Source organism: Stagnimonas sp. FW305-C-60 (genome assembly GCF_058782965.1).
Genome location: NZ_JBYSYF010000009.1, coordinates 20,170 through 45,341 on the forward strand (window position 1 = coordinate 20,170; position 25,172 = coordinate 45,341).

General features: G+C 68.1%; 16 protein-coding genes. 9 read left to right on the forward strand and 7 right to left on the reverse strand.

Annotation, left to right across the window (positions count from 1 at the left end; genetic code table 11):
• The first annotated feature begins 26 nt into the window (after positions 1-26).
• The 5 genes from metG to AC3WT6_RS16820 are packed head-to-tail and all read left to right on the forward strand — an operon-like array spanning position 27 to position 6,568.
• Positions 27-2,087: a methionine--tRNA ligase gene (metG, locus tag AC3WT6_RS16800; protein WP_492654753.1), complete on the forward strand. Its 2,061-nt coding sequence runs from the start codon at positions 27-29 to the stop codon at positions 2,085-2,087.
• Between the two features lie 45 nt (positions 2,088-2,132).
• On the forward strand, positions 2,133-2,708 hold the full coding sequence (locus AC3WT6_RS16805; protein WP_492654754.1) for an RnfABCDGE type electron transport complex subunit B: 576 nt from the start codon (positions 2,133-2,135) through the stop codon (positions 2,706-2,708).
• A complete protein-coding gene (gene nth, locus AC3WT6_RS16810; protein WP_492654755.1) occupies positions 2,705-3,340 on the forward strand; it encodes an endonuclease III in 636 nt (211 codons plus the stop codon). The genes AC3WT6_RS16805 and nth overlap by 4 nt, the downstream gene beginning before the upstream one ends.
• Positions 3,341-3,389: 49 nt before the next feature.
• Positions 3,390-4,400, forward strand: coding sequence for an EF-P beta-lysylation protein EpmB (gene epmB / locus AC3WT6_RS16815; protein ID WP_492654756.1), 1,011 nt, complete (start codon positions 3,390-3,392; stop codon positions 4,398-4,400).
• Entirely contained in the window at positions 4,397-6,568 is a 2,172-nt protein-coding gene (locus tag AC3WT6_RS16820; RefSeq protein WP_492654757.1) for a sensor domain-containing phosphodiesterase, read from the forward strand. The genes epmB and AC3WT6_RS16820 overlap by 4 nt, the downstream gene beginning before the upstream one ends.
• Before the next feature lie 246 nt (positions 6,569-6,814).
• Here the strand turns inward: AC3WT6_RS16820 and htpX are convergent, their stop codons facing one another.
• From htpX to parE, 3 genes are read right to left on the reverse strand one after another with little or no spacing between them, the layout of a single operon-like run.
• The gene (htpX, locus tag AC3WT6_RS16825; RefSeq protein WP_492654758.1) at positions 6,815-7,699 is read right to left on the reverse strand and encodes a protease HtpX; all 885 of its coding nucleotides are present in this window, start codon (positions 7,697-7,699) and stop codon (positions 6,815-6,817) included.
• A 56-nt stretch (positions 7,700-7,755) separates the two neighbouring features.
• On the reverse strand, positions 7,756-9,996 hold the full coding sequence (gene parC, locus AC3WT6_RS16830) for a DNA topoisomerase IV subunit A (protein WP_492654759.1): 2,241 nt from the start codon (positions 9,994-9,996) through the stop codon (positions 7,756-7,758).
• A complete protein-coding gene (gene parE / locus AC3WT6_RS16835; protein ID WP_492654760.1) occupies positions 9,993-11,912 on the reverse strand; it encodes a DNA topoisomerase IV subunit B in 1,920 nt (639 codons plus the stop codon). Before parE ends, parC begins: the two co-directional genes overlap by 4 nt.
• Positions 11,913-12,054: 142 nt before the next feature.
• Here parE and glgP point away from each other — a divergent pair, with 142 nt between their 5' ends.
• A complete protein-coding gene (glgP, locus tag AC3WT6_RS16840; RefSeq protein WP_492654761.1) occupies positions 12,055-14,676 on the forward strand; it encodes an alpha-glucan family phosphorylase in 2,622 nt (873 codons plus the stop codon).
• Here the strand turns inward: glgP and malQ are convergent.
• From malQ to glgC, 4 genes are read right to left on the reverse strand one after another with little or no spacing between them, the layout of a single operon-like run.
• Complete coding sequence (gene malQ / locus AC3WT6_RS16845) at positions 14,673-16,760, reverse strand: 4-alpha-glucanotransferase (protein WP_492654762.1); 2,088 nt, start codon at positions 16,758-16,760, stop codon at positions 14,673-14,675. The two genes, glgP and malQ, sit on opposite strands and share 4 nt — an antisense overlap.
• On the reverse strand, positions 16,757-18,862 hold the full coding sequence (glgX, locus tag AC3WT6_RS16850; RefSeq protein WP_492654763.1) for a glycogen debranching protein GlgX: 2,106 nt from the start codon (positions 18,860-18,862) through the stop codon (positions 16,757-16,759). Before glgX ends, malQ begins: the two co-directional genes overlap by 4 nt.
• Positions 18,862-21,102 carry a 1,4-alpha-glucan branching protein GlgB gene (gene glgB, locus AC3WT6_RS16855; RefSeq protein ID WP_492654764.1) on the reverse strand — a complete coding sequence of 747 codons (2,241 nt, stop codon included), beginning with the start codon at positions 21,100-21,102 and terminating at the stop codon, positions 18,862-18,864. Before glgB ends, glgX begins: the two co-directional genes overlap by 1 nt.
• Before the next feature lie 3 nt (positions 21,103-21,105).
• Positions 21,106-22,377, reverse strand: a complete 1,272-nt coding sequence (gene glgC, locus AC3WT6_RS16860) for a glucose-1-phosphate adenylyltransferase (protein WP_492654765.1) — start codon at positions 22,375-22,377, stop codon at positions 21,106-21,108.
• A 113-nt stretch (positions 22,378-22,490) separates the two neighbouring features.
• Here glgC and glgA point away from each other — a divergent pair, with 113 nt between their 5' ends.
• The 3 genes from glgA to AC3WT6_RS16875 all read left to right on the forward strand — a co-directional run bounded on the left by glgA (position 22,491) and on the right by AC3WT6_RS16875 (position 25,164).
• Positions 22,491-23,972: a glycogen synthase GlgA gene (glgA, locus tag AC3WT6_RS16865; RefSeq protein WP_492654766.1), complete on the forward strand. Its 1,482-nt coding sequence runs from the start codon at positions 22,491-22,493 to the stop codon at positions 23,970-23,972.
• Positions 23,973-24,034: 62 nt separating this feature from the next.
• Positions 24,035-24,277 (forward strand): exodeoxyribonuclease VII small subunit, encoded by a 243-nt coding sequence (gene xseB, locus AC3WT6_RS16870; RefSeq protein WP_492654767.1) that lies wholly within the window; start codon positions 24,035-24,037, stop codon positions 24,275-24,277.
• Positions 24,274-25,164 carry a polyprenyl synthetase family protein gene (locus tag AC3WT6_RS16875; protein ID WP_492654768.1) on the forward strand — a complete coding sequence of 297 codons (891 nt, stop codon included), beginning with the start codon at positions 24,274-24,276 and terminating at the stop codon, positions 25,162-25,164. The genes xseB and AC3WT6_RS16875 overlap by 4 nt, the downstream gene beginning before the upstream one ends.
• Positions 25,165-25,172: the final 8 nt, after the last annotated feature.

The window sequence follows — 25,172 nt, forward strand, 5'->3', positions numbered from 1 at the left end:
TCGCGCCCCCCTACGCAGAGGTCCCCATGTCGCGCCGCATCCTCGTCACCAATGCCCTGCCCTACGCCAACGGCCCCCTGCATCTGGGCCATATGGTGGGCTACCTGCAAGCCGACATCTGGGTGCGGTTCCAGCGCATGTCGGGCGAGGAAGTGCACTACGTCTGCGCCGACGACGCCCACGGCACGCCGATCATGCTCGCCGCCGAAAAGGCCGGGGTGACGCCGGAGGCCTTCATCGCCGCCACCCGCGCCGAGCACGAGCAGGACTTCGCCGACTTCGGCGTGGCCTTCGACCACTACCACTCCACCCATTCGCCGGAAAACCAGCAGATGGCGGAGCTGATCTACGCCCGGCTGAAGGCCGGCGGCGCGATCAGCGTGCGCAGCATCCAGCAGCTCTACGACCCGGTGAAGGAGATGTTCCTGCCGGACCGCTACATCAAGGGTGAGTGCCCGAAGTGCGGCACTCCCGATCAGTACGGCGACAACTGCGAGAACTGCGGCGCGGCCTATTCGCCCACTGATCTGAAGAACCCGAAGAGCGTGGTATCCGGTGCGACACCGGTGCTGCGCGATTCCGAACACTACTTCTTCGAGCTGGGTCAGTTCCAGAGCTTTCTCGAAGGCTGGCTGAGCCAGGAAGCAGTGGCGCCGGCGCCGGTGCGCGCCAAGCTGCGCGAATGGTTCGAGGCCGGCCTCAAGGGCTGGGACATCTCCCGCGACGCGCCCTATTTCGGCTTCCCGATCCCCGATGCGCCGGGCAAGTTCTTCTACGTCTGGCTGGACGCGCCGATCGGCTACATGGCGAGCTTCCGCGCGCTCTGCGCCAAGCAGGGCCTGGACTTCGACAGCTACTGGAACGCCGGCAGTGCGGCGGAACTGCACCACTTCATCGGCAAGGACATCGTCAACTTCCATGGCCTGTTTTGGCCGGCGATGCTGCACGGCTCCGGCCACCGCACGCCCACTGCGCTGCACGTCAACGGCTATCTGACGGTGAACGGCGCGAAGATGAGCAAGTCGCGCGGCACCTTCATCCGGGCGCGCACTTACCTCAATCATCTGAATCCCGAGTACCTGCGCTACTACTTCGCCGCCAAGCTGGGCAGCACGCCGGAAGACCTCGACCTCGATCTCAAGGATTTCCAGGCGCGCATCAACAGCGACATCGTCGGCAAGTACGTGAACCTCGCCAGCCGCTGCGCCGGCTTTATCGAGAAGCTGTTCGGCGGCCGGCTGGCGGCGGACCTCGGCGAGATCGGCCCGCTCTACACCCCGCAACTCGATGGCGCCGAAGTGGCGGCGCTCTACGAGGCCGGCGAATACGCAGCAGTGGTGCGTCTCGCCACCGGCATCTGCGACCGCGCCAACGAGCAGTTGCAGCTGCACGCGCCCTGGAAACTGGCGGCTGACGAGTCGCGCCGCCAGGAACTGCACGCGATCTGCTCGGCGGCACTCAACACGTTCCGCGTGGTCAGCGTGCTGCTCAAACCCTTGCTACCACAGCTGGCAGCCCAGGCTGAGCGCTTCCTGGGCGTGGCGCCGCTGTCCTGGGACGATCTCAAGCGGCCGCTGCTCGATCACGCCATCCAGCCCTACCAGCCGCTCGCCACCCGCATTGACCCCAAGGCCGTGGACGCGATGCTCGCCGAAGAAGCCGCGGCCACGCCCGCCCCTGCTCTGGCCAAGACCGAAGCCGCGAAACCGTCGGCAGCGAAGCCGGCACCGGCAGCCAGCCCGGCACCAGCCGCCAGCGACACCATCGCCATCGAGGACTTCAACAAGGTCGATCTGCGTATCGCCCGCATCGCCGAAGCCGGGCCGGTGGAAGGCGCCGACAAGCTGCTGCGCCTGAAGCTCGACCTCGGCCCGCTCGGCGAGCGCCAGGTGTTCGCCGGCATCAAGAGCGCCTATGCGCCGGAAACCCTGGTCGGCCGGCTCACCGTCTGCGTCGCCAACCTGGCGCCGCGCAAGATGAAGTTTGGGATGAGCGAGGGCATGGTGCTGGCCGCCAGCGACGAGCGCGGCGGCCCCTACCTGCTGTCGCCCGACAGCGGCGCGCAGCCGGGCATGCGCATCAAGTGAGGCGCCGGTCCGCCGCGCCGCTGGCGCTCTGAGCCGCCTTCTACCGTGACCAGTCTCGCCGACCGCCTCGACGCCGCCCTGCCGCAGACCCAATGCACCCGCTGCGGCTACCCGGACTGCCGCGCCTACGCGGAAGCGCTGGCGAACCGCGCGGCCGACATCGACCAGTGCCCGCCCGGCGGCCAGGCCGGCGTCGCGCGGTTAGCGGCGCTGCTGGGGGTGGCGGAAAAGCCGCTCAACCCCCAGTTCGGGGTCGAGATCGCGGTGGAGTTGGTGGCACGGGTGATCGAGGCCGACTGCATCGGTTGCACCAAGTGCATACAGGCCTGCCCGGTGGATGCCATCTCCGGCGGCCCCAACCTCATGCACACCGTCATCAGCGCCGAGTGCACCGGCTGCGAGCTGTGCATCCCGCCCTGCCCGGTGGACTGCATCGAGATGGTCGAGGCGCCCGGCCTGCCGCCGCCCTACGCCCGCGCCCGGCATTCGCTCAAGCGCTACAGCGCCCACCAGCAGCGCCTGCACCGCTGGCAGGCCGAGGACGCCGCCGCGCGCGCGCGCAACAAGGCCGCCGACCCGCTGGCGGCGGCGCTCGCCAAGGCCCGTGGAGCCGCGCCATGAACGCCGCCAAGCGCCGCGCCATCTACGAAACCCTGCGTGCCGCCAATCCGGTGCCGACCACCGAGCTGCACTACTCCAGCCCCTTCGAATTGCTGGTGGCGGTAGTGCTGTCGGCGCAGGCCACCGATGTCTCGGTGAACAAGGCCACCGCCAGGCTCTACCCGGTCGCCAACACGCCCGAGGCGATCCTGGCGCTGGGCGAGGCGAGGCTGCGCGAATACATCAAGACGATTGGCCTCTACCAGACCAAGGCCAGGAACGTCATCGGCCTCTGCCAGCAGTTGCTCGACCGGCACGGGGGCGAGGTGCCACGCTCTCGCGCGGCGTTGGAGGCCCTCCCCGGCGTCGGCCGCAAGACCGCCAACGTGGTGCTCAACACCGCCTTCGGCGAGCCGACAATCGCTGTCGATACCCACATCTTCCGGGTTGCCAACCGCACCCGGCTGGCCGCCGGCAAGGACGTGCGCCAGGTCGAGGACCGGCTGGTGAAGTTCACCGAGCCGGAATTTGCCCGCGACGCCCACCACTGGCTGATCCTGCATGGCCGCTATGTCTGCAAGGCCCGAAAGCCCGACTGCCCGCAGTGCAGTATCCGTGAATGGTGCGAATATCCTTCCAAAACCATGGCCTAGGCCGGGTTTTTCACTTGTCGCCTCAGGTGTTGCGACGCACAATCCCCCCATGAATGCGATTTCTTCACCCCAGCGGCTGATCCCCGCCTGGCAGTCGGCGCTGACCGAGGCCTTCACCCGGCCGGCCGAGCTGCTGGAGTTTCTGCGCCTGCCTGCCGACCTGCCGGCACTGCGGCTGGCGCAGATGCGCGAGTTCCCGCTGCGGGTGCCGCGCGCCTTCGCCGAGCAGATGGAAAAGGGCAATCCGTTCGATCCGCTGTTCCTGCAGGTCTGGCCGCAGGCGATGGAGGCCGAAACCCGCCGCGACTATGCGATCGACGCGGTCGGCGATCTGGCCAAGCTCAAGCCCGGCGGCATCATCCACAAGTACCACGGCCGAGCCCTGGTGATCGCCACCGGCGCCTGCGCGGTGAACTGCCGCTACTGCTTCCGCCGCCACTTCCCCTACGGCGAGACCCGCGCCTCGCGCAACCACTGGAAGGGCGTGCTGGCCGAGCTGGCGGCCGACGACAGCATCGAGGAAGTGATCCTCTCCGGCGGCGATCCACTGTCGCTGACCGACGACAAGCTCGCCGATCTGGCCGAAGGCCTGGCCGGCATCCCGCACCTGAAGCGCCTGCGCGTGCACAGCCGCCAGCCCATCGTGCTGCCGGAGCGGGTCAACGACGACCTGCTCGACTGGCTCACCGGCTCGCGCCTGCAGCCGGTGCTGGTGCTGCACGCCAACCACGCACAGGAACTGAGCCCGGCGGTAGCCCAGGCCTGCGCCCGGATGAAGGCGGCCGGCGTGCCCCTGCTCAACCAATCGGTGCTGCTGGCCGGAGTCAACGACTCGCTGGACGTGCTGAAAACCCTGTCCGAGCGGCTGTTTGAGATCGGCGTGCTGCCCTACTATCTGCACCTACTGGATCGCGTGCAGGGCGCGGCGCACTTCGAGGTGGACGAGGCGGTTGGCAAGGCGCTGGTGCGCGAGCTGGCCGGCCATCTTCCCGGTTACCTCGTACCGCGCCTGGTCCGCGAGATTCCCGACAAGCCCGCAAAGACCTGGATCGCCTGGTGAACGCACCCGCCCGCAGTCACCCCAGCCCCATCGGCGCCACCCTCGCCGCCGACAGCCGTGGCCTGCTGCTGGTGGCAGGGCCCTCGGAGGAGGTGGCCAAGCGCATCGAGAGCTTCCTGCGCAATGCCGGGCACCCGCTGCGCTGCGCCTGGGTCGACGATCCCGGCGAAGCCGAGGACATCCTGCGCCGCTCGCCACCCGACCTGCTGCTCTGCGATGACGCCGCCGGCCCGGCTCAGACCGACCGGCTGCTGAGTGCGGCGACGGAACTGCGTCCCGACCTGCCGGTGCTGATCTTGAGCCGCGAGCCCAAGCCTTCCAGCCTGGTCTCGGCGCTGGAACACGGCGCCAGGGACCTGCTCGGTTACGGCGACGCCGGCCAGCTGCGTCAGCTGGAGCTGGTAGTGATCCGCGAGTTTCTCAACCATCAGCACCTGCGCCGGCTGCGGGTGATGAGCGACCGCCTGCACGACTTCGAGCAGCGTCACAGCCAGCTGCTGGAAACCACCGCCGACGCCGTGGCGCACATCCAGGAAGGCATCCTGCTGCATGCCAACCCCTCCTTCGCCAAACTGCTGGGCTACGACAACCCGGAACCCCTGCAGGGCGAGCCGCTGATCGACTTCGTAGCCGCCGACCAGCGCACGCGCGTCAAGGAGCGCCTGCGCCTGGTGCTGAAGGGCAAGCACGTCGGTGAGCCGCTGGAGTTCAGCTTCGCCGGCAAGGACCATCCGGTATCGGTCAGCGCCCAGCTGGTGGTGAGCAGCGAGGACGGCGAGAGGGTGATCCAGATGATCATCCGCTCCGACACCCAGCCAGCGGCCGCACCGCCGGTGGCCATGGACGGCACCTTGATCGCCAACCCGCCGGCGGTCGCCGCCATTGCCAGCGGACCGGCGCAGAACGAGCGTCTGGCCTTTCTGCACGCGCTGACCGCCAGCCAGAAATCCGGCCAGCCCGGCGGCGCCCTGCTGCTGTCGGTGGACGGCTTTTCAGCGCTGGAAGAGCGCTTTGGTCTGGCCGACTGCGAGGAGCTGCTGGAGCAGCTGCGCCAGGCCTTGAAGACCCGGCTGGCGCCGGCCGATCAGGTGTACCGCTTCTCGGTCAGCGAGCTGGCCGCCGTGGTCAGCCGGCCACGGCTGGCCGACGTCCAGGCCCTGGGCGAGCTGTTGCAGCGCGAGCTGAGCCAGCAGATCTACACCACCGCCAATCACGAGGCGCAGCTGACCCTGACCCTGGTCGCCTACCCTCTGGGCGGCGACGAGAAGGCCGAGGCGGTGGTGCGCGACGTGCAGCGCGAAGGCCGCCGGCTGAGCCAGAAAGGTGGCAATCAGTTCGCGGTGCTGGGCGCGGCCGCCGAGGCCAGCCAGAGCGAGCGCGAGGACGCCCGCAAGGCGGCGATGGTGAAGAAGGCCATCGAGGAAAACCGCCTGAAGCTCGCCTACCAGTCGATCGCCAGCCTGGAGGGCGACTCCCGTCAGCATTTCGACGTGCTGGTGCGCATGATCGACGACACCGGCAAGGAGCTGCATGCCGGCGAATTCCTGCCGGCCGCCGCCAAATTCAACCTGATGCGCAACGTCGACCGCTGGGTGATCGCCCGCAGCCTGGCGATCATCGCCAAGCGCGCCGGCGGCAAGGACGCGCCCTCGCTGTTCGTGCGCCTCTCGGAAGACACCCTGCGCGAGACCGATGAGTTCCTGAAATGGCTCACCGAGCTGCTCAAGGCGCATCCCCTGCAGAACGAGGAGTTCGTCTTCGAGATACAGGAGATGATCCTGCAAAACCACATCCGCAAGGCCAGGACCCTCACCGAGACCCTGGCCAAGCTGGGCGCCAGCATCGCCGTGGATCACTACGGCATGTCCAGCAACAGCGCCCAGCTGCTGGAGCACTTGCCCAACATCAGCTATCTGAAGTTCCACTCCTCCTACACGCAGAAGTTCAACGAGAAGGAAGTGAATCGGCGGATGAACCAGCTGATGGAGGTCGCCAAGCAGAAGAAGATCAAGACCATCGTCAGCCATGTCGAAGACGCCAATGTGATGGCGCGGCTCTGGCAGATGGGCGTCAACTACATCCAGGGCTACCACGTACAGGAGCCGGAAGTGGTGCTGCTGGCCAGCGAGTTCATCACCAAGGCGAAGTCGATCCACGCGCCGAGGTGAGGTCGGCGGCTGCGCCGCCTGTGAGGGCGTCGGGTTCGCTGCGCTCCCCGACTGTAAGGGCGCGATGCTCCGCATCGCTGTGAGGGAAAAGCCAAGAAACGGCCGCGCCCTGTCTTACGCTTCCCCTCACAACGCCCCGCGCAGCGGGGAGTGACTCACAGCCAGCGAGCGCAGCGATGCTGGCGCCCTCACAGGCGGCGCAGCCGCCGCCCTCACCGAAAAGGCGGCCCGAAGGCCGCCTTTTCGCTAATTGCCCTGCGCCTGCTCCAGCGCGGCGATGCGCTTTTCCAGCGGCGGGTGCGAGGAGAACAGGCCCATCATGCCCTCGCGGATGCCGAAGGCGGTCATCTCCTTGGGCAGCTGGCTGGGGCTGTCCTTGAACGACTGCAGGCGCTGTAGGGCGGCGATCATCTTGCGGCGGCCGGCAAACTGCGCGCCGGCGGCATCGGCGCGGAACTCGCGGTAGCGCGAGAAGGCGGCGACGATCATCGAGGCGCCGATACCCAGCACCACCTGCATGAGCATTGACACCAGCATGTAGGCCATACCGGGGCCGCTGTCGCGGCTGTCGCCACGGCGCAGGAACTGGTCCACCGCGTAGGCGATGACGCGCGAGAGGAAGATCACGAAGGTGTTGACCACGCCCTGGATCAGGGTCAACGTCACCATGTCGCCATTGGCGACGTGGCCGATCTCGTGGCCCAGCACCGCCTCGACTTCTTCCTGCTTCATGCTGCGCAGGAGACCGGTGGAAACCGCCACCAGGGCGCTGTTCTTGTTCATGCCGGTGGCGAAGGCATTGGGCTCCGGCGAATCGTAGATCGCGACTTCCGGCATTCCGATGCCAGCAGCGCGCGCCTGGCGCTCCACCGTCTGCACCAGCCACAGCTCGGCGGAATTGCTCGGCTGGGTGATGACCTTGGCGCCGGTGCTGCGCTTGGCCATCCACTTGCTCATCGCCAGCGAGATAAAGCTGCCGCCCATGCCCATGACGGCGGAGAACGCCAGCAGCGAGGTGAGGTTGAGACCGTTCTTGGTCAGGTAGCGGTCGACGCCGAGCAGCGAGCAGACCACGCCGAGTACCAGGACCACGGCGAGATTGGTGAGCAGGAACAAGGCAATGCGTTTCATGGCGGATTGTCGTGAAAACAAAGTGTCAAGGGATTGTGGAGACTGTGACCACGAACTCAAGCCTGAGGTTTCGTCGGCAGATCAGGCCGCATGACGTCGACCCTCTGGAAGCCGCGCGGCAGATGGTTGCCACGGGTGGCGCGCGAGCCGAGATAGCCTTCGAGATCGCTGGCCTTGAGCGTGTAGGTGCGCTTGCCGCTGGTGATCTCCAGCGGCGCGCCGGCCGGCAGCACACAGTGAGCGAGGATGCGGTCCTCGCCCTTGAGCGTGACCAGCTTGTTGCCCTTGCCCTTGGCCAGCTCCGGCAGTTCCGCCACCGGGAACACCAGCAGCCGGCCTTCGGCGGTGGCCAGCGCGACGCGATCGCTGGCGCTGTCGCCGACCCGCAGCGGAGCCAGCAGCGCGCCCTCGATATTCACCACCGCCTTGCCGGCCTTGTTGCGGCCTTCCAGATCGCCCAGCTTGGCGACAAAGCCGTAGCCGTCGCTGCCAGCCAGCAGCAGCTTCTCGCCGGCTTCGCCGAGCAGCATCGCCACCACCTTGCCGCCGTCCTGTAGGTCGATGCGGGTGGTGATCGGCTCGCCCTGCGAGCGCGCCGAAGGCAGCTCGCGCGGGTTGAGCGTGTAGGCGCGGCCCTTGTCGTCGAGCAGGATCAGGAGCTGGTTGGTCTTGCCCTGGGCGTGGCAGAAGTATTCGTCGCCGGCCTTGTAGGAAAGCGTGGTCGGGTCCAGCTCGTGGCCCTTGCCGGCACGGATCCAGCCGGCCTTGGACAGCACCACGGTGATCGCCTCTGCCGGCAAGATCTCCTCGGCGGCCAGCGCCACCGCCGCTGGCCGCGCCACCATCGGGCAGCGGCGCGCGTCGCCGTACTTCTTGGCATCCTCGCGCAGCTCCTCGCCGATCAGCTTCTTGAGCGCGTCTTCGGAATCCAGCAGCGCCTCGATGCGCGCCTTCTCGGCGGCGAGTTCGTCCTGCTCGCCCTTGATCTTCATCTCTTCCAGCCGCTGCAACTGGCGCAGGCGGGTGTCGAGGATGTAGTCGGTCTGGATTTCCGAGAGCGCGAAGGTCTGCATCAGCTTCAGGCGCGGCTCGTCCTCGAAGCGGATGATGCGGATCACCTCGTCCAGATTCAGGAAGGCGATCAGCAGGCCTTCCAACAGGTGCAGGCGGTCGTTGACCTTCTGCAGCCGGTGGTTGAGCCGGCGGGTGACGGTGGCAAAGCGGAAGTCCAGCCACTCGACCAGGATCTCGCGCAGGTTCTTCACCCGCGGCCGGCCGTCGAGGCCGATCATGTTGAGGTTGGCGCGCGCCGATTTTTCGAGATCGGTGGTGGCGAACAGATGTGCCATCAACTGCTCGGCGTCAACGCGGTTGCTGCGCGGCACGATGACGAGGCGGGTCGGATTCTCGTGGTCGGATTCGTCGCGCAGGTCCTCGACCAGCGGCAGCTTCTTCGCCCGCATCTGCTCGGCGATCTGCTCCTGGATCTTGTTGCCGCTGACCTGGTGCGGCAGGTGGGTGATGACGATATTGCCGTCGTCCTCGCGCTCCCAGCGCGCGCGCATGCGGATCTGGCCGTTGCCGGTCTGGTAGAGCTTCAACAGGTCCGCCGACTCGCTGACGATCTCGCAACCGGTCGGAAAGTCCGGCGCCGGCACGAACTCCATCAGCGTTTCCAGCTGGGCGTTCGGGTGCTTGAGTAGGTGCAGGCAGGCCTTCACCAGCTCGCCGACGTTGTGCGGCGGGATGTCGGTGGCCATGCCGACCGCGATGCCGGTGGTGCCATTGACCAGGATGTTGGGCAGCCGCGCCGGCAAGAGCTTGGGCTCTTCCAGCGTGCCGTCGAAGTTCGGCGCCCAGTCGACCGTGCCCTGCTCCAGCTCCTGCAGCAGCGCCTGCGCATAGGGCGTCAGCCGCGACTCGGTGTAGCGCATCGCCGCGAAGGACTTCGGATCGTCCGCCGAACCCCAGTTGCCCTGCCCGTCCACCAGCGGATAGCGGTAGTTGAAGGGCTGGGCCATGGTGACCATGGCCTCGTAGCAGGCCGAGTCGCCATGCGGGTGGTACTTGCCAAGCACGTCGCCGACGGTGCGCGCCGACTTCTTGTGCTTGGCCGTCGATTGCAGGCCCAGCTCGCTCATCGCGTAGACGATGCGCCGCTGCACCGGCTTCAAGCCGTCGGCGATGTTGGGCAGGGCGCGGTCGAGCACCACGTACATCGAGTAGTCGAGATAGGCCTTTTCGGCGAACACCCGCAGCGGTGTGCGTTCGACCTCCATCATCGGGGTGCTGCTCATACCTCGATCTCCGCCTTGTTGCCGTTCTCTTCCAGCCAGTTCTTGCGATCACCGGCGCGCTTCTTGGCCAGCAGCATGTCCATCAGACCGTCGGTGTTGACCAGGCCGGACTCGGCCTCCGGTTCGTCCAGGGTCAGCTGCACCAGGCGGCGGGTGTCGGCGCTCATGGTGGTCTCGCGCAGCTGCAAGGGATTCATCTCGCCCAGGCCCTTGAAGCGGGTCACCTGGACCTTGGCCCTGTTGCCCTCGGCGGCGAGCCGGTCCAGCACGCCCTGCTTCTCGCCCTCGTCGAGCGCGTAGAACACCTGCTTGCCGGCGTCGATGCGGAACAGCGGCGGCATGGCGATGTAGACATGGCCCGCCTGCACCAGCGGCCGGAAGTGGCGCAGAAACAGCGCGCATAACAGGGTGGCGATGTGCAGACCGTCGGAGTCGGCATCGGCCAGCACGCAGATCTTGCCGTAGCGCAGGCCGCTGAGGTCGGGGCTGCCGGGATCAACACCAATCGCGACGCTGATGTTGTGGATTTCCTCGCTGGCGATGGCCTCGCCGGCAGTGGCTTCCCAGGTGTTCAGGATCTTGCCGCGCAGCGGCATGATCGCCTGGGTGTCGCGGTCGCGCGCCTGCTTGGCGCTGCCGCCGGCGGAGTCGCCCTCGACCAGGAACAGCTCGGTGCGGTTCAAGTCGGTGAGCACGCAGTCGGCGAGCTTGCCGGGCAGCGCCGGGCCGGAGGTGATCTTCTTGCGCACCACCTGCTTGGCGGCCTTCATGCGCGCGCTGGCATTGGCGATCACCAGCTGGGCGACGCGCTCGCCCTCGTCCGGGTGCTGGTTGAGCCAGAGCCCGAAGGAGTCGTGCACCACGCCGCTGACGAAGGCGGCGGTCTCGCGCGAAGACAGGCGCTCCTTGGTCTGGCCGGCGAACTGCGGATCCTGCATCTTCACGCTCAGCACATAGGCCAGGCCCTGCCAGATGTCCTCCGGGGCCAGCTTCATGCCGCGCGGCAGCAGATTGCGGAACTCGCAGAACTCGCGGATCGCCTCGGTCAGGCCGGTGCGCAGACCGTTGACATGGGTGCCGCCCTGCATGGTCGGGATGAGGTTGACGTAGCTCTCCGCCAGCAGCTCGCCGACGCCGTCGGCATTGACCCAGGCCAGCGCCCACTCGGCCTCTTCGCGCGGCGACTTGAACTGGCCGGTGAACGGCGCGGCCGGCACGATCTCCTGGCCCTTGACCGCGTCGAGCAGGTAGTCGGTGAGGCCGTTCTCGTAGTACCAGACCGTCTCCTCGTTGCCCGGCTCGTCCTTGAGCGTGATCTTGAGCCCCGGGCAGAGCACCGCCTTGGCGCGCAGGATCTGCTTGAGCCTTGGCAGCGAGAACTTCGGCGAGTCGAAATACTTCGGGTCGGCCCAGAAGCGCACCCGGGTGCCGGTGTCCTTCTTCGCGCAGGTTCCCACCTCGCGCAGGGGGCTGGCGGTGTAGCCGTTCTCGAAGTGCATGGCCTGCTCGACGCCATTGCGGCGCACCGAGACTTCCAGGCGGGTGGACAGGGCATTGACCACTGACACACCGACACCGTGCAGGCCACCGGAGAACTGGTAGTTGTTGTTGCTGAACTTGCCGCCGGCATGCAGCTTGGTCAGCACCAGCTCGACACCGCTGATCTTGTGCACCGGGTGGATGTCGGTGGGGATGCCGCGGCCGTCGTCGCGCACCTCGCAGGAACCGTCGGCGTAGAGCGTGACCTGCACCTGCTTGGCATAGCCGCCCAGGGCCTCGTCGACCGCGTTGTCGATGACTTCCTGCGCCAGATGGTTGGGGCGGCTGGTGTCGGTGTACATGCCCGGGCGCTTGCGCACCGGGTCCAGGCCGTCGAGGACTTCGATGGCATTGACGTCGTATTGCTGCTGAGCCATGTCGTGGGGCTACCTGCGAGAGGGCGGCAAGGTACCGGAGCCGGCGCCAGCCCACAACCGCCCTGGAATTTCGCGGTCGGGCGCAACACCGGCCCGGAGCTGGCTACACTGAGATACGGACCCCATCCATTGCGAGCGCGCCATGCAAGGCCAGACCTTTCGCCTCGAGTTACGCCCCCGTATTCCCAGCAATATCCGTCGCTTGGAGGAGATTGCCGGCAATCTGGCGTATTCCTGGGACCGTGAGGTGCGTGGGGTGTTCTGGCGGCTGGACCGCGAGCTCTGGCGCGACTGCGGCAACAACCCCAAGCTGTTCCTGCGCCGGGTCGATCAGGCCCGGCTGGAACAGGTGGCGGCGGACCGTGACTTTCTCGAGGACTACCACTCGGCGCTGTCTTCCTTCGACTCCCACCTGGCCGCTGGCCACCGCCCGGAGATCGACAAATACCTCGACGCCGACCGGGATCTGGTCGCCTATTTCTGTGCCGAGTTCGGCTTGCACGAAAGCTTTCCGATCTATTCCGGCGGTCTGGGCATCCTGGCCGGCGACCACTGCAAGGCGGTAGCAGACCTCGGCGTTCCCTTTGTCGGCGTCGGCCTGCTGTACCGTCAGGGCTATTTCATCCAGCAGATCGACGGCCAGGGCAACCAGCAGGCCATCCCCCATGCGGTGGACTTCGCCGACCTGCCGATCTCGCTATGCCTGAACGCCGATGGCAGCGAGCTGAGGGTGACGGTGGAAATCGCCGACCGGCTGGTGCAGCTGCGGGTCTGGGTGGCGCGGATCAGCCTGTCGGCGCTTTATCTGCTGGATTCCGACGTCGCCGAGAACTCCGCCGCCGACCGCATGATCACCTACCAGCTCTACGGCGGTGACAACGACACCCGCATCCAGCAGGAGATCGTGCTCGGCATCGGTGGCGTGCGCGCGCTGCGGGCGCTGGGCCGGCAGCCTAGCGCGACGCCGGCCCTGGCCAGCGGGCCGACGGTCTGGCACATGAACGAGGGCCACGCCGCCTTCATGATCCTCGAACGCATCCGCGAGCAGGTGCAGGCGGGGCTGGATTTCGACTCGGCGCTGGAGCTGGTCGCGGCCAGCCATGTGTTCACCACCCACACCCCAGTGCCCGCCGGCCATGACGTGTTCGACCACGGCAAGCTGCGCTGGTATCTGGGCAGTCTGCTGCCGCAACTCGGGGTGCCGGAGGCGCGGGTGCTGCAACTCGGAGCGCTGGAGCCGAGCGCCGAACGCTTCAACATGACCACCTTCGCCCTGCGTGGCAGCCGCTTCCACAACGGTGTCTCGAAGATCCACGGCGGGGTCGCCAGCCGCATGGAGCAGGCGCTGTGGCCGCAGGTGGCGCCGGAAGACAACCCGATCGGCTACGTCACCAACGGCGTGCACATGCACACCTTCATCGCCCGCGCCTGGACGCAGTTGTTCCACGACAGCTTCCGCGAATGGCGCAGCAAGCTGCTGGATGTCGACCACTGGCGCTGCATCGACAATATCCCCTACGACGCCTTCGTGGCGGTGCGCCACAAGCTCAAGCACGACCTGCTGCTGGATGTCGCCGAGCGGCTGCGCCGGCAGTTGCGCCGGAACGGCGTGCCGGAAGCGATCATCAACCACGCCACCCAGTACATCGCCAATCCCGACAGCCGCAGCCTGGTGCTGGGCTTCGCGCGGCGCTTCGCCACCTACAAGCGCGCCACCCTGGTCCTCGCCGACGAGGCGAGGCTCGCGCGGCTGCTGAACAACCCCGATCACCCCGCCATCCTGATCTTCGCCGGCAAGGCGCATCCCAAGGATCTGCCCGGCCAGGCGCTGATCAAGAAGCTCTACGAGACCAGCATGAAGCCGGAGTTCATCGGCCGGCTGATCATGATCGAGGGCTACGACATGCTGCTCGCGCGCAACCTCGTGCAGGGTTGCGACGTCTGGCTCAACAACCCCGAGTATCCGATGGAGGCCAGCGGCACCAGCGGCGAGAAGGCCGGCATCAACGGCGTGGTCAATGTCTCGGTGCTCGACGGCTGGTGGGACGAGGGCTATGTCGGCGGCGACCTGAGCCAGATCAACGGTTTCGCGATCAAGCCGGTCGATCCCCGCTACTGGGGCCAACTGGCGGACGACGCCACCGCCCGCGCGCACCGCGACCAGGAGGAATGCCGGCAACTGCTCGACATCCTCGAACACCAGGTGGCGCCGCTGTATTACGGTCCGCGCAAGTATGGCTACGCGCCCGAGTGGGTGCAGATCAGCAAGAACGCGATGAAGACACTGATCCCGCGCTTCAATTCGGCGCGGCAGGTGATGGACTACGTGCGCCAGTACTACGGCCCGGCGGCGCGGCAGACCGCGAGGTTCACCGCCGCAGGCGGTAGCCTCGCCAAGGATCTGGCGGCCTGGAAGCGCCGGGTCCACGCACAGTGGCCGGGGGTGTCCCTGCAGACCGCAGCTCCCCACCCCGAGGCGCTCTACCACGGCGAGACCCTGCCGCTGCGGATCCACGCCCGGCTGAATGGCCTGACGCCTGCCGACGTGGTGGTTGAATGCGTGGTCGGTCGCGAGGACTCGCAGGGAGTTTTCCAGCCCCAGAAGACCGAAACCCTGACCAGCACCGGCACCGTCGGCGAGGCCCATCTGTACGCACTCGACCTCGAACCGCTGCCGGGTCTGCAGAGCTACCGCTTGCGCATGCGCCCTCATCACGACGCCTTGTCGCACCCGTTCGAGATGGGCTGCGTCGTCTGGGTCTAGGAACCAGCCCCGCGCTCCCTGCGGACCAGCGCCAGCCGGGTGCCGACCTCGGCTTGTTCCAGCAACCGTCCCGCCTCGCCCGGCAGCCGGCGCTGCCAATTGGGGTGCCCACTGACGGTGCCGGGCAGGTTGGGTGCTTCCTCCAGGGCCAGCAGGTCTTCCAGCGGCAGTAGCAGCAGCGGCGCCGGGCTGCGGGCGACGAAGGCGCAGGCGGCATCGACGACCGCCGCGCCAGCCGCCGGCTCCGGCCGCGTGCCCTGGACCAGTCCGGCATGCTCCAGCGCCGACCACAGGCATTGCCGCCCCTCCTCCCGCTCCGCTTCTTCGCCGGCCTGCGCCTCGGCATCGACCAGGTCCAGGCGGCGGCGCCAGTCCAGGTCGCGGCCGGCCCACCAGCCGGCGACGGTCGGCAGATCGTGGGTGGAGGTGGTGGCCACGGCGCTCGCCGACCAGCGCTCCGGCTCGACGAACAGCTTGTGCTCGCGCTGGAAATACAGCACCCGCAGGCCCAGCACGCCGGCCTCGGCGAGCTCGCTCTGGAAACCGGCCGGCAGGGTGCCGAGGTCCTCGCCGAGGATGATGGCCCGGTGCCGGTGCGATTCCAGCGCCGCCAGCCGCAGCAGGTCCTGCGTGGGGTAGCGCAGATAGGCGCCCTCGCCCGGTGCCGCGCCTTCCGGCGCCAGCCAGAGCCGGCGCAGGCCGAGCACATGGTCGATGCGGATTCCACCGGCATGCCGCAGGTTGGCGCGCAGCAACTCCAGAAAAGGACCGTAGCCCTGGGCTTTCAGGGCCCGCGGCGAGAAGGTGGTCAGCCCCCAGTTCTGCCCCAGGGGGCCGAGGGGATCGGGCGGCGCGCCAATGCTCACCCCGCGCAGCAGATCGTGCGGATTGCTCCAGGCGTGGCTACCACCGCCGTCGGTGCCCACCGCCAGATCGCCGATCAGGCCGATCCGCATGCCACCGGCGCGCGCGCCGGCCTGCACGGCGGCCAGGCCGTCCGCGGCCAGCCACTGCACGAAGCAATGGAAACCCACCTCCGCCGCGTGATTGGCGGCGTAGGCCTCGACTGCCGCGCTGCCGGACTCGCGCAGCTCGGCCGGCCAGCGCCGCCAGTCCGCCCCGCCCTGCCCGACCTGCAGAGCCTCGAAGCGCGCGTGATCGAGCAGCGCGCGACCGCCGCCTGCGCGGTAGGCGCGAAACCGCCGCGCCAAGGGCGACTCGCCCTGTTCCAGCTCGCCGGCCTGCGCCTGCCATAGCGCCCGCAGCAGGCGCCATTTGGCACGCGCCGCGCGGGGGTAGTCGATCAGCGGCAGCGCCTCCAGTTCGGCATACAGGCCGGCCAAGCCGTTGGCGGCCAGGGCCGAGGCCACCGCCGCCTCGCCCAGCACCATCGCCGGATCGGCGTGAAGCGGATTGAGGAACAGCCGGCTCGACGGCGAATAGGGCGCATAGCGGTCGGGATCACCGGCGTAGAGCGCGTGCACCGGGCTGATGGCGAGCGCATCCACTCCGGCCGGAGCCGCCGCCGCGACCAGCTGCGCCAGGCCGCCGAAATCACCGATGCCGCCGTCGCCGGCCCTGCGCAGCGAGGCCAACTGCGCCACCAGGCCATGCAGGCGGCGACCCTCGGCCAGGGCCGAGATCGGAAAGGCCTTGGCCGGAGCGATGGCCAGTGTCGGTGGCGCCCCGGAGCCAACCAGCAGGAGGTGGTAACCGGTCTCCGGAATTGCCGCCAGCCAGGGCCTGCCATCGGCAGCGCGCGAGACCGGCAGGCGCCGCTGGCCTCCGGCTTCGAGCAGGACGTCGACGGCGGGCAGGTCGGCCGCGCAGGACGGCAGCGGCAGCGCTCGCCCGGCCTCGCCGGTCAGCAGTGCCGGCCACTGCCCGGCGGCGCCTTCGGCCGCCAGTTGGGCGCGGCTATGGGCGATGTCGCCGCGGCTCGCGCAGGGCAGCTCCAGGGCACTCAGCAGCGCCTGCAGCACCGGGTCGGAAACCGTCCTGGTCTGTCCCTGGTAGTCCTGCCAATGCACCGCGATGCCGGCCTCCTCGGCCAGCGCCATCAGCGCCGAACTGGACTCACTCATGCCCTGGCTCCCGGTTCCGGCAGAGCTGCCGCCAGCAGCGCCACGCTCTGGCCACGCAGTCGGTAGCTGGCCGAACGCCAGGGACGTGGCATCGGCGCCGGGTCCTCGCTATCGAACAGCAGTTCGGTGTCCAGCAGCGGCGGCGGCAGCTGGACCTCCTGATCGACGATGCCGGCGTTGAACAGCAGATACAACACCTCGTAGCCCTCGCCCTGCTCCCGCGCGGCCACCCTGCGCAGCCCCAGCAACTGTCCCAGCGGCGACTGCCAATCCTGGGTCGAGAGCGGCCGGCCCCGCTCGTCGAACCAACTGGTGTCCGGCCAGCCCGGCAGGATCTCCCGGCCGTGCTGGAAGTCGGCGCTGCGCAGCGCAGGATGCTCGCGGCGCAGGCGCAGCAACTGGCGCAGGCAGTCGTGCAGCATCCGTCCGTGCGGCTGATCGAGCCGGCTCCAGTCCAGCCAGGTCAGTGGCGAGTCCTGGCAGTAGGGATTGTTGTTGCCGGATTGGGTCTGCCCGAACTCGTCGCCGGCCAGGAACATCGGCGTGCCGTGACTGAACGCCAGGGTGGCCAGCAAGGCCCTCTGGATACGTTCGCGCCTGGCCCTGACCTCGGCGTTTTCGCTCTCGCCCTCGACTCCCCAATTGCAGGACTCGTTGTGGGGATGTCCGTCCCGCCCGTGCTCGCCATTGGCGGCATTGTGCCGGTGACTGTAGCTCACCAGATCTTCCAGGGTGAAGCCGTCGTGCGCGGTAAGGTAGTTGATGCTCGCCCAGGGATGGCGGCGCGCATGGTCGAAACGGTCCGCCGAGCCCTGCAGACCGGTGGCCAGCGCGCCGCGGGTGCCGGCGTCGCCTCTCCAGTAACGCCGCAGCTGATCCCGGTAGCGGTCGTTCCATTCCGCCAGGCCGGTAGGCTGCCGGCCCAGCTGATAGCCCTCGGGCCCCAGATCCCAGGGCTCGGTGATGAGCTTGACCCGGCTGAGCACCGGGTCCTGCAACAGGGCGTGGAAGAAACCGGTGGCAGGGTCGTAGCCGCCCACCCCGCGACCCAGCACCACGCCCAGATCGAAGCGGAAGCCATCGACGTGATAGGCCTGGACCCAGTGGCGCAGGGAGTCCATCACCAGCTGGACCACGCGCGGCCGGCTGAAATCCAGGGTGTTGCCGCAGCCGCTGTAGTTCAGATAGCGCGACCGGTCCTCGGGCTGCAAGCGGTAGTACTCGGCATTGCCCAGGCCGCGCAGACTCAGGGTGGGGCCGGTCTCGTCGCCCTCGCCGCTGTGGTTGTAGACGACGTCGAGGATCACCTCGATGCCGGACTTGTGCAGCTCCCTTACCGCCCACTTCAGATCGTCGCGACTGCCATAGGCGGGCTCCGGCGCGAAATAGGCCAGGCTGTTGTAGCCCCAGTAATTGGTCAGGCCGCGTTCCAGCAGCCGGCGTTCACGAACCATGGCGTGCACCGGCAGCAGCTCCACCGCCGTCACTCCCAGATCGCTCAGATAGGCCCGGACTTCCGGCCGGCCCAGCGCCCGGTAACCGCCACGCAAGGCCTCGGGCAGATCCGCACGCAGGCGGCTGTAGCCCTTGACGTGCAACTCGTAGATCACCGTCCGTGACCAGGGAACCTCCGGCGGACGATCGCCCTGCCAGTCGTAGTCCTCGCTGACCACCACCGCCTTGGGCATGTAGGGGGCGCTGTCGCGCTCGTCCGGCTGCGCCGCCGCGACCTCGCGGTGATGCCCGAACAGGGCGTCGTGCCAGATCAGCTCGCCGCGCAACTCGGTGGCATAGGGGTCCAGCAGGAGCTTATGCGGGTTGAACCGCAGGCCGCGGGCGGGTGCGTAGGGTCCGTGGGCGCGATAGCCATAGACCAGGCCCAGGCCGGCTCCGGGCAGATAGCCATGCCAGACGCCGCCACTGCATTCGGGCATACGCAGCCGCGCCAGTTCAGACTGGCCATCACGATCGAACAGGCAGAGTTCCAGCCACTCCGCGGCCGCCGAATAGACGCAGAAGCGCAAGCCCTGGCGATAGGGATGCGCGCCCAGCGGCCCCGGCGGGCAGGGTTCCAGGTGCGGCAACGGCGCCGGCAACGGCATCAGGCCCCGCCTTCCCAGATCAGCCAGATCGTCGCCAGCGAGGGCAGGAACAGGCTCAGACTGGCCGGCCGGCCGTGATAGTCGCCCGGCTCGGCCAGTACGCCGCCGAGATTGCCGCCGCCGGCGCCGCCGTACTCGGCGGCATCGCTGTTGAACAGCTCGCGCCAGCGCCCGGCGCGCGGCACGCCCAGCCGGAGTCCGTGACGCGGCACCGGTGTGAAATTGCTGACCACCAAGACCGGTGACGCGTCGGCCGCGTGACGGCAGAACGCGAACAGACTCTCGGCACGGGCATCGACCAGCCGCCACTCGAATCCCTCCGGGCGGTGATCCTCGGCATGCAGCGCCGGCTGTTCGCGGTAGCGCCGGTTGAGGTCGCGCACCACTGCCTGCAGGCCGCGATGCCAGGCCCCCTGGGGGGCGGCATGCGCGAGGGCCGCCCAGTCGAGTTCGGCGTCGTGGTTCCACTCGGCTTTCTGCGCCAGCTCGCCGCCCATGAACAGCAGCTTTCCTCCCGGATGCGCCCACATCCAGCCGAGCAGGCCGCGCAGGCCGGCATAACGCTGCCAGTCGTCACCCGGCAGCTTGCGCCAGAGCGAGCCCTTGCCATGCACCACCTCGTCGTGGGACAGCGGCAGCACGAAGCGCTCCGCATAGGCGTACATCAGGCCAAAGGTCAGGCGGTCGTGGGCATGGCGGCGGTAGACCGGATCCAGACGCGCGTAGGCCAGCGTGTCGTTCATCCAGCCCATGTTCCACTTGTGGGAAAAGCCGAGTCCGCCATCGGCCACCGCCGCCGTGACCCCCGGCCAGGAGGTCGATTCCTCGGCGATCATCAGGCAGCCCGGACTGTGTTCCCGCACGGCCTCGTTGAGGGCGCGGAGAAAGTCCACCGCTTCGAGGTTCTCCCGGCCGCCGTAGCGATTGGGCAGCCACTCACCCGGCGTCCGCGAGTAGTCGCGGTACAACATCGAGGCGACCGCATCCACCCGCAGGCCGTCGAGGTGGTAGTGGCGCAGCCAGTACAAGGCGGAAGCGATCAGGAAGCCGGCGACTTCGCTGCGTCCGAAGTTGTAAATCAGGGTCTTCCAGTCGCGATGAAACCCCTCGCGCGGATCGGCGTGCTCGTAGAGCGCACTGCCGTCGAAGCGGGCGAGGCCGTGGGGGTCGGCGGGAAAATGGGCGGGCACCCAGTCCAGCAGCACGCCGATCCCGGCCTGATGACAGGCATCGACAAAGCCGGCGAACGCCGCCGGCTCGCCCCATTCCGGCTGCGGCGCGAACAGCGACAGCGGCTGATAGCCCCAGGACCCGCCGAAGGGATGCGCCATCACCGGCAGCAGCTCGATGTGGGTGAAGCCGAGTTCCAGCACATAGGGGATCAGCGCCTGCGCCAGCTCCCCCCATTGGTAGGCGCGTCCGTCCGGGTGCCGGCGCCAGGAGCCAGCATGGACTTCGTAAATGCTCATCGGCCTGCCACTGGACTGGCGCTGTCCACGCTCGGCCAGCCAGCCTGCGTCGTTCCAGGCGAACGGCGTCGGATCGAAGACCACCGAGGCGGTCTGCGGCGCGGTCAGCGCCTGACGGGCCAAGGGGTCGGCCTTGCGCGACAGGGTTCCGTCGGCGGTCAGCAGTTCGTACTGATAGACCTCCCCCGGCGCCAAGCGAGGCAGGAACAACTCCCAGACTCCGTTCTCGACGCGGCGACGCATGGCATGGCGGCGGCCGTCCCAGCCGTTGAACGCGCCGACCACCGACACCCGCCGGGCCGTCGGCGCCCAGACCGCGAAACGGACACCAGCCACGCCCTCCACCACCATCGCCTGAGCGCCCAGGCAGTGCGCGAGTTCGCGGTGGCGGCCCTCGAAGATCAGGTGCAGATCCAGCTCGCCCAGCAACAGGCCAAAGGAGTAAGGGTCTTCGGTCTCCTGCTCGGCCTCGCCACCACCAGCCGCCGGCCAGCGGATACGCAGGCGGTAAGGTCGGCGCAACCCGAGCCGCGCCGCGTAGAGCCCAGGCGGCGACAGCGCCTGCATCGCCGCCAGCACCTGGCCGCTGCCGGCATCGACCAGATCGACCCCCAGCGCGCCGGGCAGGTAGGCGCGTACCAGCCAGCCGGCGTCGCAGGGTTGCGGGCCCAGCAGCGAAAACGGATCGCCCACCTGCCCGCCGCTCAGGGCCGCCGCGGCGCTTGCATCCAACCCCAGGGGCACAGGCTCGCAGTTAGTGGTGCCAGCCACGCCTCAGGCGTCCAGCATTTCGCGTGTCACCAGGGTCACGCCACCAGCACTGACGTAATAGCGCTTCCTGTCGAGGCTGCTGTCACAGCCGATGCGGCTGCCATCGGGGATGACGCAGTTCTCGTCGATGATGGCGCGCCTGATCTGGCAATTGCTGCCGATACGCGCGCCCGGCAGCAGCAGCGAGTCTTCGATCTGCGAGTCACGTTCGATCCGGACATTGACCGAGAGCACGCTGCGCCGCACCTGTGCGCCCGAGACGATGCAGCCGCCGGCAACCAGGGATTCGACCGCCGTGCCGGCAGCCGGCTCCTCCTCGAACACGAACTTGGCGGGCGGCACCTGCTCCTGCAGGGTCCAGATCGGCCATTGCGCGTCGTAGAGATTGAGCTCCGGCACCAGATAGGTGAGCTCGATGTTGGCCAGCCAGTAGGAGTCGATGGTGCCGACATCGCGCCAGTAGCCCTGGCGGCCGGGTTCGTAGAGGTCGCTGAAGCGGTAGGCGTAAACCTTGCCGCCGGCGATGAGCGAGGGCACCACGTCCTTGCCGAAATCGTGGCTGGACTCGCCCACGCCGGCATCGCGCGACAGCTGCTCCAGCAGGAAGCGCGCGTCGAACACATAGATGCCCATGCTCGCCAGTGCCACCCCGGGCTTGTCGGCGAGGCAATGGGGCGCTTGCGGCTTCTCCTGAAACTCGACCACGCGGTTGGCGGCATCGACCTGCATCACTCCGAAACCGTTGGCCTCCTCGGCCGGCACCTCGATGCAACCGACGGTGACCTGCGCCCCGGTACGCGCGTGCTGCGCCAGCATCGGCCCGTAGTCCATCTTGTAGATGTGGTCGCCGGCGAGCACCAGCACATAGGCCGGCTGATGGCGGCGGATGAAGTCCAGGTTCTGGTACACCGAGTCCGCGGTTCCCGAGTACCAGTCGTAGGCCTCGCCGCGCTGCTCGGCGGGCAGCAGTTCGATGAACTCGCCGAACTGGCCACGCAGAAAACCCCAGCCCTGCTGCAGATGGCGGATCAGCGAGTGGCTCTTGTATTGGGTGAGCACGCCGACCCGGCGGATGCCGCTGTTGATGCAGTTGGAGAGGGTGAAGTCGATGATGCGGAACTTGCCACCGAAGGGCACCGCCGGCTTGGCGCGCGACAGCGTCATCTGCATCAGCCGGCTGCCGCGTCCTCCCGCCATGATCAGCGCCAGGGTGTCGCGAGTCAGGCGGCTGACGAAACGGCTGTCCTGCTCGTTGCTCGTGCTCGTGCTGCTCATGCAGTCCCTCCCCCGATCCGACGCCAGCGCCACCTACGGATTGATGCGCTTATCCTAGTGGTTAAGTGGGGTCGTCTGTCGATATCCGGAGCGGATTCGCTACTCTGTAACACATGACATCCGACTTGCGTGTTCTCCACGCCGCCGCAGAGTGTTTCCCCTTGGCCAAGACCGGCGGCTTGGGCGACGTCGCTGGCGCCCTGCCCGCCGCACTTCGCTCGCTGGGTTGTGATGCCCGCGTGGCCTTGCCGGCCTATCGCGGAGTGGCCCGGAGCCTGGGCCGTGTCGAGCCGCTGTCCAGCCATGAGATCAACGGCATCCGCTACACGGTGCTGCGCGGGGCATTGGCGGACGGGCTGCCGGTCTATCTGTTCGACGCACCCCAGTTGTTCGACCGCGCCGGCGGCCCTTACGCCGACGAGTCGCAACAACCCTATGCCGACAACGCCCTGCGTTTCGGCACGTTCTCCGCCGCCTTGGCGGCCTTCGTCGCGGAGGGTGCCGCCGGCTTCGCTCCGCAGATCCTGCATCTGCACGACTGGCAGACCGCGCTCGCCGCCCCCTGGCTTGCCGCGGCGCCGCGACGGCCGGCCCTGATCTTCACCATCCACAACCTGGCCTATCAGGGACAGTTCGGCCGCGAGGCGTTCGAGACCTTGGGCCTGCCTCTGGAATGGTGGTCCCCCGAAGCCCTGGAATTCTGGGGCGGGTTTTCCTGCATGAAGGGCGGCCTCAACTACGCCGATCTCATCACCACGGTCAGCCCCACCTATGCAAGGGAGATCCAGACACCCGCCTTCGGCTGTGGCCTCGATGGCCTGCTCGCGACCAGGGCCGACCGGCTGATCGGTATCGTCAACGGCATCGACACCGCGATCTGGAATCCGGCCACCGACCCGCATCTGGTCAGGCATTACGACTCCCGCACGGTCGAGGCCGGCAAGCAGGCCAACCGCCTTGCCGTTTCCTCGACGCTGGGCCTGACTCCGCCGACGCGCGGCCAGACGCTGCCCCTGGTGGTGTTCATCGGCCGCCTGGCCGACCAGAAAGGCGCCGACCTGCTGCTTGCCGCCCAGGACGAGCTGATGCAGCTGCCTCTGCAGTTGGCGGTGCTGGCCAGCGGCGACCCAAAGCTGGAAGCGGCTTTCCGCGATTGGGCCGGGCGGGCGCCTGCCGGCCGTCTGGCGGTGCGCCTCGCGCACGACGAGGTGCTGGCGCACCAGTTGACCGCTGCCGCCGACCTGCTGGTGATGCCCTCTCGCTTCGAGCCCTGCGGTCTCAACCAGATGTACGCGCAGCGCTACGGAACCATTCCAGTCGTGCACCGGACCGGCGGTCTGGCTGACACCGTCGTCGACGCGCGCGGCGGCTCACCGGCGGCGGAAGAAGGCAGCGGAATACTGTTCGATCATGCCGATGTCGACGGCCTGCTCTGGGGGCTGCGGCGCGGCCTGGAGTTCTGCGCCGACCAGCAGCTGCGCAAGCAGCTGAGGCGTCAGGGCATGGCGCGCGACTTCAGTTGGTCGGCCTCGGCGCAGCGCTACCGGCAAAGCTACGCCCAGGTGCTGAGTGCGCGGCCGGAATCCGGCCGCTGAGCCGTCGACCGCCGCCGGGTCCGGGGTACCGCTAAAATGCCGGCCTTCGACTTGGAACCGGCATGTCCTCGATACCCGCAACCAGCCCGCTGACGCCCGACCCGGTCGCGCGCTTTGAAGAGGCGATGAAAGAGCTGGAAGCCATTGTCCAGAAGCTGGAGCGGGGCGAGCTGAAGCTGGAGGAATCGCTGAGCCTGTTCGAACGCGGTATGGCCCTGAGCCAGGAGTGCCGCGGCGCATTGGACAGTGCCGAACTGAAGATCAAGACCCTGGTCCCTGGCAAGACGGCTGACGATAGCGAATGAACCGCTGTGATTATTCCGCCTGGGAGCTGTCCCGGCGCGCGCGCCTGCACGCGGCGCTGGATGCCGCGCTGCCGCCGGCCGAGGCCTACCCTGCGCGCCTGCACGGCGCCATGCGCTATGCCAGCGAGGGCGGCAAGCGTTTGCGCGCGCTGCTGGTCTACGGCGCCGGCGAGACGCTGGGCCTGGCCCCGGAGCAGCTCGACGCGCCGGCGTTGGCGGTGGAGCTGATCCACGCTTTCTCGCTGGTGCACGATGATCTACCAGCAATGGACAACGACGACCTGCGCCGCGGCCGCGCCACCGTGCACAAGGCCTATGACGAGGGCACCGCGATCCTGGTCGGCGACGGCCTGCAGACGCTGGCCTTCGAGGTGCTGGCCTGCGCCGCTCCGCTCAGCGCCCAGGCAAGGGCCGAAATGCTCTGTCAGCTGGCGCGTGCCAGCGGCTCCCGGGGCATGACTGGTGGCCAGCAGGCCGATCTCGAAGCCGAAGGCGCCAGCCTGAGCCTCGCCGAGCTGGAGCAGTTGCATAGCCACAAGACCGGCGCCCTGATCCTGGCCTGTCTGGAACTACCCTTGTCGGCCGCGCCCACGGCCGACCCGGAGTCGCGTCTGGCGCTGAACCGCTATGGCCGCGCCCTGGGCCTGGCCTACCAGATTCAGGACGATGTGCTGGACGTCACCGCCAGCACCGGCACCCTGGGCAAGACCGCCGGCAAGGACGCTGCCAGCGTGAAGTCCACCTATGTGCGCCTGCTCGGTCTGGACGCCGCCCAGGCCAGAGCCAGCGCCCTGTTCGAAGAGGCACTGGCGGCACTGGCCGGCTTCGACCAACGCGCCGACCCCTTGCGCGATCTCACCGACCGCATCCAGGCTCGTCGGCACTGATTTTGCTG

Excerpts from the sequence above, each read along its gene's own strand:
- AC3WT6_RS16875 (WP_492654768.1), top strand. The coding sequence starts at position 24,274 with ATGAACCGCTGTGATTATTCCGCCTGGGAGCTGTCCCGGCGCGCGCGC.
- metG (WP_492654753.1), top strand. The coding sequence starts at position 27 with ATGTCGCGCCGCATCCTCGTCACCAATGCCCTGCCCTACGCCAACGGC.
- nth (WP_492654755.1), top strand. The coding sequence starts at position 2,705 with ATGAACGCCGCCAAGCGCCGCGCCATCTACGAAACCCTGCGTGCCGCC.
- htpX (WP_492654758.1), bottom strand. The coding sequence starts at position 7,699 with ATGAAACGCATTGCCTTGTTCCTGCTCACCAATCTCGCCGTGGTCCTG.
- parE (WP_492654760.1), bottom strand. The coding sequence starts at position 11,912 with ATGGCTCAGCAGCAATACGACGTCAATGCCATCGAAGTCCTCGACGGC.
- xseB (WP_492654767.1), top strand. The coding sequence starts at position 24,035 with ATGTCCTCGATACCCGCAACCAGCCCGCTGACGCCCGACCCGGTCGCG.
- malQ (WP_492654762.1), bottom strand. The coding sequence starts at position 16,760 with ATGAGTGAGTCCAGTTCGGCGCTGATGGCGCTGGCCGAGGAGGCCGGC.
- glgC (WP_492654765.1), bottom strand. The coding sequence starts at position 22,377 with ATGAGCAGCACGAGCACGAGCAACGAGCAGGACAGCCGTTTCGTCAGC.
- parC (WP_492654759.1), bottom strand. The coding sequence starts at position 9,996 with ATGAGCAGCACCCCGATGATGGAGGTCGAACGCACACCGCTGCGGGTG.
- glgA (WP_492654766.1), top strand. The coding sequence starts at position 22,491 with ATGACATCCGACTTGCGTGTTCTCCACGCCGCCGCAGAGTGTTTCCCC.
- glgX (WP_492654763.1), bottom strand. The coding sequence starts at position 18,862 with ATGCCGTTGCCGGCGCCGTTGCCGCACCTGGAACCCTGCCCGCCGGGG.
- glgP (WP_492654761.1), top strand. The coding sequence starts at position 12,055 with ATGCAAGGCCAGACCTTTCGCCTCGAGTTACGCCCCCGTATTCCCAGC.
- epmB (WP_492654756.1), top strand. The coding sequence starts at position 3,390 with ATGAATGCGATTTCTTCACCCCAGCGGCTGATCCCCGCCTGGCAGTCG.